General features: G+C 38.5%; 13 protein-coding genes. 7 read left to right on the top strand and 6 right to left on the bottom strand.

Features of this window, described 5'->3' with window-relative positions; translation table 11 throughout:
• Positions 1 to 360: 360 nt before the first annotated feature.
• Positions 361 to 1,538 (top strand): IS3 family transposase gene (locus FPK91_RS09140; RefSeq protein WP_144208124.1). Its coding sequence is split into 2 segments (ribosomal slippage): positions 361 to 619 and positions 619 to 1,538, totalling 1,179 coding nucleotides; the frame shifts between segments, so codons are not numbered across the junction.
• A 125-nt stretch (positions 1,539 to 1,663) separates the two neighbouring features.
• On the opposite strand, the gene FPK91_RS09145 is transcribed toward FPK91_RS09140, so the two are convergent.
• The gene (locus FPK91_RS09145) at positions 1,664 to 3,280 is read right to left on the bottom strand and encodes a methyl-accepting chemotaxis protein (protein WP_144210679.1); all 1,617 of its coding nucleotides are present in this window, start codon (positions 3,278 to 3,280) and stop codon (positions 1,664 to 1,666) included.
• A 775-nt stretch (positions 3,281 to 4,055) separates the two neighbouring features.
• Here FPK91_RS09145 and FPK91_RS09150 point away from each other — a divergent pair.
• Positions 4,056 to 4,400: a TM2 domain-containing protein gene (locus FPK91_RS09150; protein WP_144210681.1), complete on the top strand. Its 345-nt coding sequence runs from the start codon at positions 4,056 to 4,058 to the stop codon at positions 4,398 to 4,400.
• A 126-nt stretch (positions 4,401 to 4,526) separates the two neighbouring features.
• On the opposite strand, the gene FPK91_RS09155 is transcribed toward FPK91_RS09150, so the two are convergent.
• On the bottom strand, positions 4,527 to 5,405 hold the full coding sequence (locus FPK91_RS09155) for a LysR family transcriptional regulator (RefSeq protein WP_144210683.1): 879 nt from the start codon (positions 5,403 to 5,405) through the stop codon (positions 4,527 to 4,529).
• Positions 5,406 to 5,499: 94 nt separating this feature from the next.
• Here FPK91_RS09155 and FPK91_RS09160 point away from each other — a divergent pair, with 94 nt between their 5' ends.
• Positions 5,500 to 5,934, top strand: coding sequence for a PACE efflux transporter (locus FPK91_RS09160; RefSeq protein ID WP_144210685.1), 435 nt, complete (start codon positions 5,500 to 5,502; stop codon positions 5,932 to 5,934).
• 157 nt (positions 5,935 to 6,091) lie between these two features.
• Here the strand turns inward: FPK91_RS09160 and FPK91_RS09165 are convergent, their stop codons facing one another.
• Both FPK91_RS09165 and FPK91_RS09170 read right to left on the bottom strand, forming a co-directional pair.
• Complete coding sequence (locus FPK91_RS09165; protein WP_144210687.1) at positions 6,092 to 7,378, bottom strand: acetyl-CoA hydrolase/transferase family protein; 1,287 nt, start codon at positions 7,376 to 7,378, stop codon at positions 6,092 to 6,094.
• Positions 7,379 to 7,579: 201 nt separating this feature from the next.
• A complete protein-coding gene (locus FPK91_RS09170; protein ID WP_144210689.1) occupies positions 7,580 to 8,335 on the bottom strand; it encodes an outer membrane protein OmpK in 756 nt (251 codons plus the stop codon).
• A gap of 483 nt (positions 8,336 to 8,818) precedes the next feature.
• Here FPK91_RS09170 and FPK91_RS09175 point away from each other — a divergent pair, with 483 nt between their 5' ends.
• The 4 genes from FPK91_RS09175 to FPK91_RS09190 all read left to right on the top strand — a co-directional run bounded on the left by FPK91_RS09175 (position 8,819) and on the right by FPK91_RS09190 (position 13,438).
• Positions 8,819 to 9,862, top strand: a complete 1,044-nt coding sequence (locus tag FPK91_RS09175; RefSeq protein ID WP_144210691.1) for a hypothetical protein — start codon at positions 8,819 to 8,821, stop codon at positions 9,860 to 9,862.
• A 337-nt stretch (positions 9,863 to 10,199) separates the two neighbouring features.
• A complete protein-coding gene (locus FPK91_RS09180; RefSeq protein WP_144210693.1) occupies positions 10,200 to 11,243 on the top strand; it encodes a hypothetical protein in 1,044 nt (347 codons plus the stop codon).
• A gap of 283 nt (positions 11,244 to 11,526) precedes the next feature.
• Positions 11,527 to 12,612 (top strand): GGDEF domain-containing protein, encoded by a 1,086-nt coding sequence (locus FPK91_RS09185; protein WP_144210695.1) that lies wholly within the window; start codon positions 11,527 to 11,529, stop codon positions 12,610 to 12,612.
• A gap of 238 nt (positions 12,613 to 12,850) precedes the next feature.
• Positions 12,851 to 13,438, top strand: a complete 588-nt coding sequence (locus tag FPK91_RS09190; RefSeq protein WP_144210697.1) for a NapC/NirT family cytochrome c — start codon at positions 12,851 to 12,853, stop codon at positions 13,436 to 13,438.
• Between the two features lie 133 nt (positions 13,439 to 13,571).
• Here FPK91_RS09190 and FPK91_RS09195 read toward each other — a convergent pair whose 3' ends face one another.
• Complete coding sequence (locus FPK91_RS09195; protein WP_144210699.1) at positions 13,572 to 14,168, bottom strand: hypothetical protein; 597 nt, start codon at positions 14,166 to 14,168, stop codon at positions 13,572 to 13,574.
• Positions 14,169 to 14,302: 134 nt separating this feature from the next.
• On the bottom strand, positions 14,303 to 15,787 hold the full coding sequence (locus FPK91_RS09200) for a sulfatase-like hydrolase/transferase (RefSeq protein ID WP_319593233.1): 1,485 nt from the start codon (positions 15,785 to 15,787) through the stop codon (positions 14,303 to 14,305).
• Between the last annotated feature and the right edge of the window lie 252 nt (positions 15,788 to 16,039).

Below are 16,039 nucleotides of genomic sequence, written 5' to 3' on the forward strand. Positions count from 1 at the left end.
TTCAAATAAATCAGTTCAAATAAATGTAATTTATGACATAATATTCAATTACATAAGCAGTAAACGATGGGTTACCGACAACTGCAGCAAAGCTGAATTGAGTTAACTCTTCATAACTCATTTCGCTAAAAGCTATTCGCTACTCGCTACTCGCAAAAAGCTAAGCTAAAAATTAGAAGCTAGTTGCTAGGGGATAGTATTAGAGCTAAAACTTCCCCTTTGAATTGATAACAAACAAAGGGAAAGCTCTCTAGGTTGATTATGGTGTTTTGTGTTGACGAAACGCTATGTAGTGGTACGCTGAATTTGGTCACTTAGTTAGAGGTGATATCATCACCTCATAAGTTAACAGGTGACATTATGACAAAACGTACAAGAAGACTATTTAGCGCTGAATTCAAATTAGAAGCGGCACAATTAGTCCTAGATCAGAACTACTCGGTGACAGAGGCTGCTCAAGCCATGAATGTTGGAAAATCCACAATGGATAAGTGGGTTCGCCAACTAAAAGATGAACGCCAGGGGAAAACACCTAAAGCATCACCTATGACGCCTGAGCAAATTGAAATACGTGAATTAAAGAAGAAGTTAGCTCGCCTTGAAGAGCATAATGAAATATTAAAAAAAGCCACGGCTCTGTTGATGTCGGACTCACTGAACAATTCTTGATAATCAAGAAACTCAAGCAGAGCCATAGCATAAAGACATTATGCGAAGTCTTTAATGTTCACCGAAGCAGTTACAACTACTGGCGGAAACGACCAGTAAGCATTGATATAGAAACAGTAAAGCTTCGTAGCTTAGTTAGCGAGGCTCACACTGCCAGCAATGGTTCCGCAGGAGCTAGAACCATTGCTGGCATAGTAACAAATCTAGGAACGAACCTAAGTCGCTACAAAGCAGCTAAGTTAATGAAAAAAATTGGTTTAGTGAGCTGCCAATTGCCCAAGCATAAGTATCGAAGGGCATCACAGGAGCATGTTGAAATACCAAATTATCTGAGCCGTCAGTTCGCGGTTACTGAGCCCAATAAAGTTTGGGTTGGTGATGTCACTTATATCTGGACAGGTAATCGCTGGATGTACTTAGCGGTTGTTATAGATCTTTTCGCTAGAAAAGCGATTGGTTGGGCAATGTCGTTATCGCCTGATAGTCGATTAACAGGTAAGGCTCTGTCAATGGCCTACGAGTCTCGTGGTAAGCCACAAGGCGTGATGTTTCACAGTGATCAAGGGACTCATTATACAAGCAGGAGATACCGCCAATTGCTGTGGCGTTTCCAGATAAAGCAAAGCTTATCTCGACGAGGAAATTGCTGGGATAATGCACCAATGGAGCGTTTCTTTAGAAGTTTGAAAACAGAATGGGTGCCGACGGTAGGTTATCGTAGCTTTATTGAAGCTCAACAAGAAATTACTCGATACATAATTCAGTATTACTGTCAGGTCAGGCCCCACCAATATAATGGAGGGCTGACACCCAACGAGTCAGAACGATTGTTCTGGTTAAACTCTAAGAGCGTGGCCAATATCAGTTGACCACTACACTACGACTTGCGATTTTTAATCAACTAAAGCTCTTTGACGTCAGCATTTATACCTTAGTCATAGTCATAGTTATAGTTATAGTTATAGCCATAGTGATAGTGATAGTCACATTCAAGTTAACTCGTCTTAAATTGACCAATCTCGTCACGTAATTGCTCTGATAAATTATTAACCTGAACACTGGCACTGTGTGATTGATCGGCATTACTCACCGTTGTTCTGGCTTCATCGCTAATATTAACAATGTTTCGATTAATCTCCTCACTTACTGCGGTTTGCTCTTCTGCCGCGGTTGCAATTTGTGTGGCCATATTGGCAATCATCGCTACTGATTCAGTTATTTTAGCCAGCGCAACACCCGCCTGTGCGGCTTGCTCAGTACTTTTTAGCGCTTGTTCTCGGCTTGAGTCCATAGCCGATACAGCGTCTTTAACACCTGTTTGCAATTGACCAATCATTTGCTGAATTTGATTGGTTGAATCTTGGGTACGTTTAGACAAGGTTCTCACTTCATCTGCTACAACGGCAAATCCACGTCCATGCTCACCGGCTCTGGCAGCTTCAATTGCGGCATTTAATGCCAGTAAGTTAGTTTGGTCTGAAATGCTACGGATAACATCTAAAATGCTGCCAATATTATCGGCATCATCTTGTAATTGCTGTAATGCACTAGACGCTTGTTCAACCCCTTCACTTAGATGTTCTATTGAAGCAATTGTTTCTTGTACCACCATATCGCCTTGCATCGCTTGAGCATCCGAATCCTTTGCCGCTTGAGCTGCTAGCTCGGCATTATTTGCAACCTCAACAACGGTCGCTTGCATTTGATTCATGGCTGTAGCCACTTGCTCAGTTTCACCCTGCAAGCGCTGCATGCCCTCTAAAGTTTCATTGCTGCTAGAATTGAGCTGCACACTTGCGGTGCCTAAATGCTGAGTATTACCATTAAAATCTATAATTAATTCGCGAATATTACTTACAAACAAGTTAAAGCTTCCCGCAACTTTAGCAATTTCGCTGCGGCCACTATCATCGAGTGCTACAGTAAGATCTTTAGAACCTGAAGCCACGTTGCGCATTGAATTATCTAAGGCTGTAAGTGGCGTTAAAATACTGCGATAAAGTACTGATAAGATAATGACAATAAATAAGCCTAAACCAATACTGCCCCACAATTGTATGCTCGCGGCGCGAATGGTGGCGTCTAAGGTATCTTGTACTGCTACAGTAAATTGACTATCTAACTCTTGGGCTAATTCATCGAGATTATCAGCAAGTTCTGATGAGGCCTGATCAAATCCGCCAACCCCTTTCATCAATAAATTCCCCGCCTCTGTACCTTGGGTAAGGTATGCGTCTGCCATTTTTATTCCAGAAGCATGTAATAGATTAACTTGGCGCTTAATAGCTTGAGCCCGCGCTGTATATTCTGGCGCTGAGACAATCAGTTTATCTAAATTTTCTATCGCACCGTCAAGACTATCAAGAGCCTCAGCCTTAGCTTCATCACTTTTTGTTGCGCCGACATCTGTTAGAAACTGCTGAATTTGTACCACAAAGTATCGCGTATCTTTCAATGCAAAAATGGTCTTAACTTGCTTGCCTTCATTGAGTACTCTTTCGTGAATATAAGACTGCTGCAGATGACTTACCCAAACCAAAATAATCAAAGCACTTAATGACAACGTCATCGTAATTTGAAGCATTCTCTTAATTGATACATCAATACTCATAAAACTACCTTCAAAGGTTAAACTCGGTTATATAATGAAAAATCCTGTGAAAATTCATGGCGGTAAGTACACAATTATTAATATCAACGCCCCGCTTCACTAACTTTGGTTATGTTAGATATCAATACAGAAAACAACTAAGTGTAGTCATTGTTATTGCAGTAATTGTTGTTATGCCGACTTCTATCTTGATTCTATATCGCTAAAGAGTCTGCTGTTGTTATCGTTATCACATTGCTTTTAATTGGCATTAATTGGTGACTTCTCAAAAGTAACAATCACAAAAATTTACTTTAGCTGTATTCCCACTGGGCCTTCATTTGTTGTACTTTCCTGATGGAGATAATGTGAAATATAGCTATTTATACAGGAGATTAATAATCAAATTCCAATTGATAACTTCGCAATATTTAGGATTACAGTCCCGCCATCATAGTTAAGGACTTAACTACTCACATTGATATATATCGACTCATTATTGTAGAACTTTAACGGTTTCATTAGGGGATCTCATCGCAATATATTACCGCCAAATTTCATCAAAAACATGAGCCTAACTGACTTAGTTTTTAGTAAAAGACATAGAGATATCGCTCAATCTTGTTGACATTAAACCAGTGAAATCAGGTAGAGCAAGGTAAGAATGAGCATTGATTTTCGTAGAGTAATTTATTCGATTTACGCTTTATTTTAATTCTGTGAACTACGCACCTATTTTCAGCGAACGCTTGTACGCATAATACCCCCTAAGTGATATAGACCTTTGGAGTTTGCGATGCAAAAAATAGATTGCCCTCAGTGCAGCAATAAAATTGACCTTAATACCGTCACCTGCCCTCAATGTCAGACCGTTCAAGGGTTTGAAGCGCTCTCTGGAGTCGATCCTGATATTCGCATCAAAAATCAGAGACTAGCTATATGGTTTAGTGTTTTATTTGGCTTCTTAGGATTGCATAAGTTCTATTTAGGTCAGCACCTGAAAGGCAGCTTATACCTGGTATTTTGCTGGACATTTGTCCCGATGATTGTTGGTTGGGTTGATGCTGTGCGTACGTTGAAAATGAGTCCGTTTAATTTTCAGCAACGTTACTCTAGTAAAGCTGGTCAATACTCTGCTTAACGACAGTCAGGTAGCTTGCCTAAAACAAGAATAGGGAGTTTCACTCACTCCCTATTTATAACTCTTCATATTGCTCAGCACGATATTGCTAATTTTCATATTAAAAGAGCCTAATCCTTCTTAGCTTTAATCATCCAATAAGTTAACGATTGAATCTGCCAGCCACATTAATGCTGGGCCTCTTGCACTTTGCTTTGCCATGACACGGTCAACGGGGACTCGCCACGGCTTATGATCAAAACTTAAATTCATTCGCACCATACTGCCTTGTTGTTCATATTGTTCAGCCATATGCGCAGGAATGTAACTCCAACCTAGACCATCTTTTACCATGGCATTAACTGCATTAAAGCTGTTCCCCCACCACACATGTGAAGAAATATTAGGAAAGTGCGGGAGTACCTGTCCTTCAAGACCACGAATAGACAATTGACGATGTGGGATTAAGTCAGCCACGGTGACAACATCCAATGTGGCCAATGGATGCGTAGAACTCACTACACCACTGAACGGTAAACTGCCAATACAGCATAAATCCACCGCTTGTGAAAAATCACTACTCGCAAACATCAATCCTAAATCAGCTCGGTCGGTATGCACCAAGGTTAATACGTCTGGAGTCGATACCCCATAAAGCTCTAATACCGTCGCAGGAAAACGATTTGAAAAATCATCAAGAATACTGGCAACCACTGAAAGCAACGCATCATCTACCGCTATTTTAATTTTGGTCTCGTGGGATGAGTTCAATGCACGAGTCACTGAATCTAGCTCATAAGTTTGCTGCAAAACCCCTTTAGCAAAAGGTAATAATCTCTCTCCATGGGCGGTTAATGATGGTTTACGACTGGTGCGATCAAACAAAGTGGTATTGAGCTCAATCTCAAGATTGGCAATTCCCTGACTCACCGCTGACTGAACTTTACCAAGCCGACGCGCACAGGCAGAAAATGAACCTAGCTGCGCTGCTTCAACAAACATTCTAAGTTGCTCTAAATTATACATATCACTTTTCCTGATAGTAACTAACTATCTTCTTTCTTAATAATTGATGATTATAGCAGCCAAGAGTGAATCAACAACGGTAATGAGATTAACCATGAACACCAAAGAACGTATTTTCCACAGCGTATTATTTGAAGCTATAGCGCTAATTTTTGTTATCAGTGCAGCGCTGGTATTCACTGATGCAGGGGCAAAATCAGCAACCGCTTTAGGGCTTGGTTTGTCACTCATTGCCATGTTTTGGAATTATGCTTACAACTTAGGTTTTGACCATATATTTGGCCATAACCGCATCGAACGCACTTTAAAAATGCGCTTAGGTCATGGGTTAGGTTTTGAGTTGGGTATGCTTGCTGTCACTCTGCCATTTATGATGTGGGTATTGCAGCTAGACTTTGGGACGGTATTTATGATGAATATCGGTGTGGTTATTTTCTTCTTGATATATGCGATTGCCTTCAACTGGTTTTATGACCTCGTTCGAGCACGTATTGTGTCAAGACAAAGCACTGACACTGTAATAAGCTAACCCCTTGAAATAATAACCTAGTATATAAATACGTATATTGACGAAGAAAGATAGCAGTTGGGATAAGCTTGCAACAAAGAAAGACATTGGCTGAAAAGCGCTAAGTGATAATAGTTAACAATTAATAGAAAGAGGTCCTTTCGACCTCTTAGCTTTATTAAACCGTTAATCCCCACATATCAAATGTTTCTTGGCAAAGTTGATCTCTGAATTTGGGATGAGAAATATCGATCAACGATCTAGCCCGCTCACGCAATGATTTTCCTCGTAAATTTGCAATACCATACTCAGTAACGATGTAGTGCACATGTGCCCGAGTAGTAACAACACCAGCCCCAGGCGATAACACCGTCGAAATCCGTGAGACAGTACCACCCACGGCAGTACTTGGTAATGCAATGACAGATCGACCACCTTCAGAAAGACCAGCTCCGCGGATAAAATCCATTTGACCACCCACTCCTGAATATATTCGGGTGCCAAGTGAATCGGCACAAATTTGCCCCGATATATCCACCTGCAGCGCTGAGTTAATGGCCATGACATTAGGATTTTTACGAATAATAGCGGTGTCATTCACCTGTTCAATATCCATAAAAATCACTGAAGGATTATCGTCAACATAGTCATATAATCGCTTGCTACCTAAAGCAAAGCCGGTCACAAGTTTACCAGGATGCACCTTTTTACGACTGTTGTTTATCACGCCAAGCTCTACAAGATTCAATACCCCGTCAGAAAATAACTCAGTATGTACCCCAAGATCTTTATGGCTGGTTAAACAAGATAATACGGCATCAGGAATCGCACCAATGCCCATTTGCAAGCAATCGCCATCTCGGACTAACTTTGCCACATTTTGACCGATAGCAAGACTGGTTGCATCACTTGCTGCTAAAGGGTGTTCAGGTAGTGGAATGCTTTGCTCATACACTGCAGCAAACTTTTTGTAGTGAATAAAACCATCACCATGAGTACGGGGCATTAATGGGTTGATATGAGCAATAATTTTCCCCGCCATCTGGCAAGCTGCCAACGTGGCTTCAACAGAGATACCTAAAGAGCAAATACCATGTTTATCGGGCGGGGACACTTGCACAATAGCCGTATCGATAGCTTGCTCGCCAGAGCGAAATAACTTCGGCACTTCAGACAGAAAGATAGGCACATAATCTGCGTCCCCTTGTTGTAACAACTGTCGGGTAGGCAGACCACCAAAAAAACAACGGTGGCGAATATGTTTTTTTAATAAAGGATCACTCAAGGATTCAGCACCTTCAGTGTGTAACTGCAGTAATGTTAAACCTTGTCGCGTCAGTGCATGTTCAGCTAACGCATCTAGCAGCAGTTTGGGAGTCGCTCCCATGGAGTGAGTCCAAAGGGTTTCACCGTTTTCAATTAACGAAACGGCCTCTAAAGCAGTATTACAAACGATTGGTTCCATCAATATGACTCAAATTAAGGAAGCGATTTCTAGTGTAAGGAGTAATACAATATTATGACAGTGCTAAGTAGAATAACTTTTAAGTAATACAAAAGCTTTAAACCCGTACTAAGGGTAAAGTGGTTAAATCCATGAATGAGAACATCAATAGATCAGAGTAAATCCATAATACCTTATCGTTACTCTGATCTATTTAGCGAATTAGAAATGATACTTCACCAATAAACTAGTGACACTTTGATCGGTATTAAAACCTGAGCTGCTTTTAATACCGTATTTATTTTTCCAGTAATCATATTCAATACCCACAAATAGTGCACTTTCTTGTAAACCGACTTGCTTACCTAGGTCGTATTTTAGTTGTGGGTTGAAATGGAAGTTTTGCTCAAAGCTACCATCTGAATCAACAATCCAATCAATAAAGCCATCAAATACAATATTGGATTCGCCAACTGGCCAAGTCATTTTCCAAGTGGGTGTAATTTGCCAGGTATCGCCATCACGTCCATCAGGAATACGTCTATACATATTAAGTTGAAAAAAATCAAAACCGGGTATAGCTAAATCAAAACCTGCACCAATGAGAAATGATTCCACATCGCCTTCACCAAACTCAACGGTGGTTGCTAATAATACGTCTTTCACAAAACCCATTTCGACAGGTTTACCCAGCATTTTACTAAAACTAAAACGTGGGCTAAATTCACCATAATAGCTGGTTTTACCATTTAAAAAGTCTTCTTCACCATTGTATTTGGTGAAATCTACAAACATAAATAAGTCACCCACGTTCCACCCGCTGGCATGTTCAAATGTTAACGTTTGTTGGGTTTCAGGATTAACTTTAAAGTTATCACCATAAAGGTAGGACAGGCTGTTGTCTTGCCATTGAATGACATCGTTGGCAGCCGCCAATGGGGCGTAGCTAACGATCAAGGCGATGAGCAAGCGTTTCATATTAAGTCCTTTTATTGGGCAATAATTGAGTAAATTAGTCGATTTAACAAACAGTATTTTGTGGTCATAGAATTGTAGTGAATAAATGCGTCTACCACCACTCATTATACGTTTTAACAAACAGCCCAGACATTGTAACTGCTACACCCTTTATATTTAAAGGTTACGAGACAGAATAATCAATTTTATTGTTGGTAAGGAATGGAAATATAGAATTGAAAATAATTTTTGCGCGATTATTTAATATTCACCTTAAAAAAACGAAACAAAATAAAGCAACAATGACCACTTAAACATACCAACAATATAACAACGTCCTGTCTTATTAATTCTCTCAATAAAAACACAAAAAATATACATAACCTACTGATATTAAATAGCCTTTGACACAATCTGTTACATAGATTTAAGCTTTGTTAATCTGGATTCATCGAACAATAAACCTCAAAATTGCAAAATATTGCATTTTAAATTGGATGCCTAATGGAAACCTTGCTCGAAAAAAGTGTTAAATTTACCGCTGTCATTCTTAGTAGTTTGCTGGCATTTTCAGCTCAAGCTGATAACAGCTCGTTTCAACACGAAATCAGCATCGCGACTCAACGCAGCCTTCTCGATACCAAAGAGGTTTTTTTCGTTGCTAACTATCATTATTATTCCAACCCTGTAACAACCCATACAAGTCCATTTGCGCTGAATACTGCGCTATCACAAAGCACCAATATTGGTATTGATTACTCCAATTTAAACGCCAATAACACTGATGATTACAGCCTAGATGGCACTTATGTTTTTGACTCACACGTTTTCATTAGCGCTGAATATAAAAGAATTAATGGAGACAGTGATGAATGGATTTATTCTAACGATGAGCGCGAAACATCATTCGGTGTACAAATTGGATACTACTTAAGTAATAGTGCTGAAATTTCATTTTTTTACCGTGAAGGCAGCCTCTCTGCTAACTATCGCGATAATGAAGTTCTGCTCAACGGTTTTGATGACTCACTTGTTACAAGCCAGTTTGATGCCGAAACAGTGACCTACGGAATATACTTTCAAAACTATATTCCCCTGCAATCATTCGGCGGTATTAACCTGCAATTTAACTGGCACAATATACAAAAAAATGACAATGAATTGAGCAAATACGGTGCAAGTGAACCTGATAAAACAGGTTTTTTTGACAGAACCAATGAATTAAACATTGAAGAAAAAACCAACTATTTTACCGTTTCCGCTGATTATTATTTTAATCAATCTTGGTCTGTTGGTGCTAATTATCAATGGTGGCAAAGGGACACTACGACCACTGATTACAATCATTATGAAAATAATAGATTTGAGGATGATTTAGATATTAGAGATTATAGCGGACACTTTGGTGTATTTGGCATAAACACAGCCTATTGGTGGCAAATATCGAGTAACTTTAGTGCTGAGTTTTCAGTATCAAAACTGTTTAACACTGACTCTTATATAATAGGTGGTAGCTTAATTGGCATTAATGCAAAAGCACGCTTTTGATCAGCCGTAACCTATTTTTTTCATATCAAATTGTCTCAATAGCAGCAAGATTCACTGCTATATATAATATTATCTCCCTTACAAACTGCATTCTAAATAGACAGCGGTAGACAAGCTCGTTGTCTATTGCCTGCAATATTAATTTAACTTACCTCAGCTACATAGAATCGAAAACATCTTTACAACTCAAAATAAACCTGCCAAATTAATAAGTCATAAGCTACTGAAATTATTAACTTTGTTACACATTAATACATTTGAAAACCTTACCACAAATTCACTTATCATTTCTTACAGCTTGTTTGTTGTTAGATATTTATCTCTATACAAGGATGTCATGATGAAACATTTGCTTCGAAAGCACCCAAAAATTACAACCCTACTTTTGAGTAGTTTATTCACTTGCTCTGTTCACGCAGATAACCCATCTTTTCAACATGAGTTGAGTGCATCAACACTATCAAGTACATCAGATTTTGATGAGGCGACATGGTTTGCAAGTTATCGTTATTTTGCTGTGCCCGTGTTAACCAACAACAGTCCCTACGCGCTGAATTCCTTCTTCGCACAAACCTCAAATGTGGGTGCTGAGTACATTAAAAATAATCTTAATGACGAAGATACTTACAACTTAGATGGTACTTATGTTTTTGATTCTAAGTTTTTTATTGGCATCGACTATCAATCGTTTAATGATAATTCAGATGATTGGTATTTTAATGATGATGAAGTGTCATATGGCGCTAAAGTGGGTTATTTCTTTAATGAAAGTACTGAAGTATCACTTTTTTATAGGAATCGAAGCGGTGATAATAGCTATCAAAACACTGACAATTTAGATCCTGCCGATTACAACATGCTTGTCACCGAAAGTAATTATGATCTTGAAGCGATAACCTATGGCATCAATTTCCAAAGCTTTATAACACTTGAGTCATTTAGTGGCATTAACCTACAAGCTAACTGGCAAAATACACAGCAAGATTCAAACTACTTCACCCGTTTTGCTCTAGGAGATAGTTACCCTACTCCAGATATATCAGAGAGAGCTAACGACACAAGTAACGACATTACGGTAAACCTAATAACCTTAGCTGCTGATTTTTATATCAATCAATCGTGGTCAGTCGGGGCTAACTACCAATGGAAAGATGTCGATTGGAGGAGTACTAAGACAATATCAAGTGAACTGAGCCTTGCGAGTGACATTGCGATTAACAATCGCAATGACGATTATAGTAAATACGGTATCAATACTGCTTATTGGTGGGAAATAACGAATAACGTCAATATCCAGTTTTCAGCTACTCAATACTTCAATAATGATGTTGATGACATGGATGATTTACTGTTGGGACTTGATGTTAATGCCCGCTTCTAATTAGCCCCATTAATGAATGTTCACCATTAGTGACAGGTATTAAAAATGATGACAGCTGATGACTTATAAATATGATTGATACTAAAAATTGTTCAAAAACGGCTATTTATGTCATCACTTTGTGCGAAATTTAGCGGAGTGACCTATATTTAATATCGGTCAAATAAAAATTAATTAAGCTGATTTATGAGGATTGCTACCAATTAGAACCCTCATCTCTATTTCTATGTCTAAATATCCAAGATTAACAATATAAACATTAACGTGATAGAGGCGGCAATACTTGAGTAACCCAATAATCAAAACCATTGGTTCAACATCTCTAAATCTTATTCAAGTAAGGTTGTTAATTATTATTGGAACATCTTTGCTCGCCAGTTTTATGATTGCTGATTTGGCTTTAGTACCTGATTCACTGGCCAGCATATATACGACTTCTCGCCTGTATCTTCAATTCCCCATTTGTTTTGCTTTTTTGTTAAGTTCTTTTCACCCTAAATTCCCACAGTTTTATCAAATTGCACTGGCTATCACCATGTTGTGGTTAGTCTATGTTAACTACTGGCTAATCATTATGTGTTGGCAAGTTGATAGGTTTCCTTTCCCTTATGAAGGCACTGTAATGTATAGCTTATTTACATTATTTGTATTTCGAATGTCATTTAAATATTCAATTCCCTTTTCAATTATTGTACTTGGTGGCTTTGCCTTTATTTTGTTTTATTACCCTATTTATGGTGATAAAAATGCTGTGAACTTAGGTTTTGTTTTTGTTGGTTTAATCGTAGGTTTAATGGGCGTGTTACAAATTGAAAATGCATTAAAAAAACTGTCTAAGGCCAATGACCAACTAAACGTATTAAGCCAAATAGATCACTTAACGGATATTTATAATCGCCGAACTTACGAATCACGCTTTACCGAGCAGCTCAGTTTAAATAATCGAGTCGGCGATTCTATCTGCGTGTTTATTATCGATTTGGATTATTTTAAACATTACAACGATGGCTACGGTCATGTTAAAGGTGACAATATTATTAAGTTACAAGCCAGTAATTTAAAGAAGGTATTTAGAAGGACATCGGATATTGTCGCACGCTATGGTGGAGAGGAGTTTGTCGTCGTAACGACACAAGTGAATGAAGCTCAATGCATTGAGCTTGCTAATCGGATTATTGCCCAGTGGCAGCAATTAAAAGAACCACATGGGCAAATTGAAAATCAACAACATGTAACTTGCTCAGTGGGATTTTATTTAGAAAAAATTAACGAGCAATCAAGCAAAGTCGCTATGGTAAAAAAAGCCGATAAAGCTCTTTATCAAGCCAAAGAGAATGGTCGTAATTGTTTTGTGCAATACACGCAATAAACACTACCGTTAGGTGGTAGGGTCTTATTAATACTAAAAATCTATTTTTACAATGAGTCATAGCTACGGCAAGCTTAAAACACATAAACTCAGCTTTATAAAGCACCCAATTTTTGTGTCATTCACTTCTGCAAAAAACCAAATTATAAGTACCACTTAGGTATTATTCAGCTATATTTATAGCTCTAGTTCATTTACCTCAAATGATTCTGCCCCGACATTCGAATAAGGTTATTCAATGGAAAAGCTAAAAGCATTATTAAGTACCGTGTGGCGAGTAATTAAAAAGCCTAGTGTTCATTACAGTTTAGGCTTCTTAGTTATCGGGGGCTTTATAGCGGGTGTCATATTTTGGGGGGCCTTTAATACTGCATTAGAAATGTCGAGCACTGAAGAATTCTGTAGTAGTTGTCATCAAAATGTTTACGAAGAAATGAAACCTACCATTCATTTCACCAATCGCAGTGGTGTAAGAGCGACTTGCCATGATTGTCATGTGCCCCATAAATGGACCGATAAAATTGCACGAAAAATGCAAGCTTCTAAAGAAATATGGGCAGACTTAGTCGGCACCATTGATACTCCTGAAAAATTTGAAGCAAAACGTCGTGAGCTTGCTGGACATGAATGGCGTAGATTAAAAGCCAATAACTCACTCGAATGTCGAAATTGTCATGAATACGATTATATGGACTTCACTCGCCAATCAGATAGGGCAGCTAATATGCACTCAAAGTATTTAGAGAGCGGCGAACAAACCTGTATTGATTGCCACAAAGGTATTGCCCATCAACTACCAGATATGGAAGGCGTTGAAGGCTGGTAAAATTCACTAGCTAAGATGCGTTGTTTAATCTCGGGAATATTATACGACGCATATTCACTCTCACTTTTTTTGAAAATCTACTTTAATCCTATAACAACAGCAAGGCTCAATGGACACTATAAAAACAACCGATTTATAGCTCGTTGTATTTAGCTAATAGTAAGATTGAATCTGTTTGCAGTTGCTTGGTTTTTTGCGTGACGGCTAATGTATAAATCATCATTTGTTTCAATGCCGCAATGTCTTTTGGCGTGGTGTTATTACGCATTTGAAATTCTAGAATACGTTGATTTTGCTCTTCAATAAATGACTGACCACGGTAAGTACTAAAAAGTACATTCGCGTCATCTATATCAAGATAATCAACACTATTGCGCTTTAAGGTTAATTGCCAAATGTTATCGCTCAATAATGTAATGACAATATGACTCAAATTAAAATCAGTATTTGGATTCTGATTTTCCTCTTCATTCTTTTGATATAGTTCAAGTGTTTTGATAATCGACTCAAAACTCTTTATCGAGTCATCTAACTTTTCATTATTAAGGTTTAATTCTGCAGATAATTTTTGGAAGATATTATTGGCATTATTTTGTGCAATCCGGTCTTGATTCCATTGATTTAGTGCAAGAGCCAAGGTGACAGCTAAGAACACTGAAACTAATTCAAGTACAATTTCGAAACGTTTTTTAACCAGCTTTTGTGTGAAACTCATTGCGAAAACTCTCATCAAAAATATCCTAAGATTGATATGAGGATATTACTTTATGTTTATAAAAACGAATAAATTTTACAGCTCAACAAAGCTTTATAACAAAGAGGATGCCGTTCACCTGTTCCCTACCGTTTTATGGGGAAAAAATATTACTGCGCTTGGTGAATTCGAAATTTATCCATCCGCTCCATGGCGGCACCTTCAAACTTACGTTTCAGTTGCCAACTTGGTCGTTCAAGCTCTAGCTCCCATTGAAATAGTGCTTTATATAACTGCTTCACTTTATCTGGTTGCTGACTCGCTAAGTTGTTCAATTCAGAAGGGTCATTAGCCAAGTTAAACAGCTCTGCGGGGCGATCAGGAAAGCGCATCAGCTTCCAATCACCACTTCGAATTGCACCGCGATTTTCTTTTTTCCAATATAGATTTGGGTGTGGCCGAGTTTGAGCTTGAATATGAGTTGAACTCTGATTATCAGTTGCCAACACCTGAGTCTCTGCTGTCAAAAAAGGCATTAAATCGACACCATCAATTTCGTCTAGCGTCGCTAGGTTACCACCAGCAGCTTGGTAAAATGTTGGCAATAAGTCTAATGTGGAAATAGGCTGTTGATAATGACTCTGTGCCGTTAACTTATCTGGCCAGCGCATTAAGAATGGGATCCTAATCCCACCTTCAAAATGACTGGCTTTAGTGCCACTTAGCGGATAATTATTCGCGCTACTTAAATCCGTAGGTCCGCCATTATCATTCATAAAAACCACTAAGGTATTATCAGCAATCTTAAGCTGGTTAAGTTTATCCATTACCTGCCCAACCGCTCTATCCATGGCAAAATTCATTGCTGCGAGTGATTTTCGATTACCAGATAAGTGTTCAAACATGGCCAAATCTTCTGACTTTGCTTCCATTGGCGTGTGCACAGCAGAAAATGATAATACGGTAAAAAAGGGGGCTGACTGCTTAGCCTGCAGTTCAATAACCGCTGAAGTTTCATCAGCGAATAGATCAGTGAGGTACTTTTGAGGTTCTTCGAACTGGGCCAAGTTTCGTTCTAATCGATCATGCTTACTATATTCGATCCCTTGATTATCATAAGAAAAATAGCTCCGAGCACCACTTCTGAAACCATAGAAGCTATCAAAACCACGTTTTAACGGATGAAACCTGTCAGCACTGCCTTGGTGCCATTTACCTATTAACGCCGTTTGATAACCTAGTGACTTTAAATGATCTGCCATGGTTAATTGATCGATAGGCAAGCCCATATCATCAGCCAGCAGACCTGCCGAACTCATATAACCAGGGACATTGTTTTCTTCAAAGCCAAAGCGTTGTTGATATTTACCAGTAAACAACCCCGCTCGAGATGGGCCGCAAACAGCCGCTGACACATAGGCTTGTGAAAACTGAACACTTTGCTCAGCAAGCTTATCGAGTTCAGGGGTTTTCATCACTTTACTGCCTTGAAAACCAAAATCTTGATAACCTGCATCATCGGCAATAATCAGTAAAATATTGGGTTGTTTTTTTGCTTCCAAAGTCACATCTTCATTTGCTGCATAACTGACATTGGTAGCTTGACCACAGCAACAAAAAATAATGCTTAACGCAATGCTTGCCTTTTTAAACATCAAAACCATCCTTGATATAAATGATAACTTCATGCTCTTTCACATAAAGCATTCAATATTATTCACTTTTAAAACAACGAATATCATTGCACATCAAAATATTGTTAACAATAAAAAATTACCAATATGCAAATAAAGGATAAGCAATATAGCAAAAGCACAGGCGGTTTAGAGGCTATCAAACTCGGCTTTACTTCAACAAAGTTTGGCCGACTGAAAGTGTTTAAAATGAGTTTAGAGCCCACAGAGAGT

The sequence above is a fragment of the Shewanella donghaensis genome (assembly GCF_007567505.1).
GTDB classification, from domain to species: Bacteria; Pseudomonadota; Gammaproteobacteria; order Enterobacterales; family Shewanellaceae; genus Shewanella; species Shewanella donghaensis.

Coding starts and splice junctions, on each gene's coding strand:
- FPK91_RS09145 (WP_144210679.1), bottom strand. CDS start 3,280: ATGAGTATTGATGTATCAATTAAGAGAATGCTTCAAATTACGATGACG.
- FPK91_RS09150 (WP_144210681.1), top strand. CDS start 4,056: ATGCAAAAAATAGATTGCCCTCAGTGCAGCAATAAAATTGACCTTAAT.
- FPK91_RS09155 (WP_144210683.1), bottom strand. CDS start 5,405: ATGTATAATTTAGAGCAACTTAGAATGTTTGTTGAAGCAGCGCAGCTA.
- FPK91_RS09160 (WP_144210685.1), top strand. CDS start 5,500: ATGAACACCAAAGAACGTATTTTCCACAGCGTATTATTTGAAGCTATA.
- FPK91_RS09165 (WP_144210687.1), bottom strand. CDS start 7,378: ATGGAACCAATCGTTTGTAATACTGCTTTAGAGGCCGTTTCGTTAATT.
- FPK91_RS09170 (WP_144210689.1), bottom strand. CDS start 8,335: ATGAAACGCTTGCTCATCGCCTTGATCGTTAGCTACGCCCCATTGGCG.
- FPK91_RS09175 (WP_144210691.1), top strand. CDS start 8,819: ATGGAAACCTTGCTCGAAAAAAGTGTTAAATTTACCGCTGTCATTCTT.
- FPK91_RS09180 (WP_144210693.1), top strand. CDS start 10,200: ATGATGAAACATTTGCTTCGAAAGCACCCAAAAATTACAACCCTACTT.
- FPK91_RS09190 (WP_144210697.1), top strand. CDS start 12,851: ATGGAAAAGCTAAAAGCATTATTAAGTACCGTGTGGCGAGTAATTAAA.
- FPK91_RS09195 (WP_144210699.1), bottom strand. CDS start 14,168: ATGAGAGTTTTCGCAATGAGTTTCACACAAAAGCTGGTTAAAAAACGT.
- FPK91_RS09200 (WP_319593233.1), bottom strand. CDS start 15,787: ATGTTTAAAAAGGCAAGCATTGCGTTAAGCATTATTTTTTGTTGCTGT.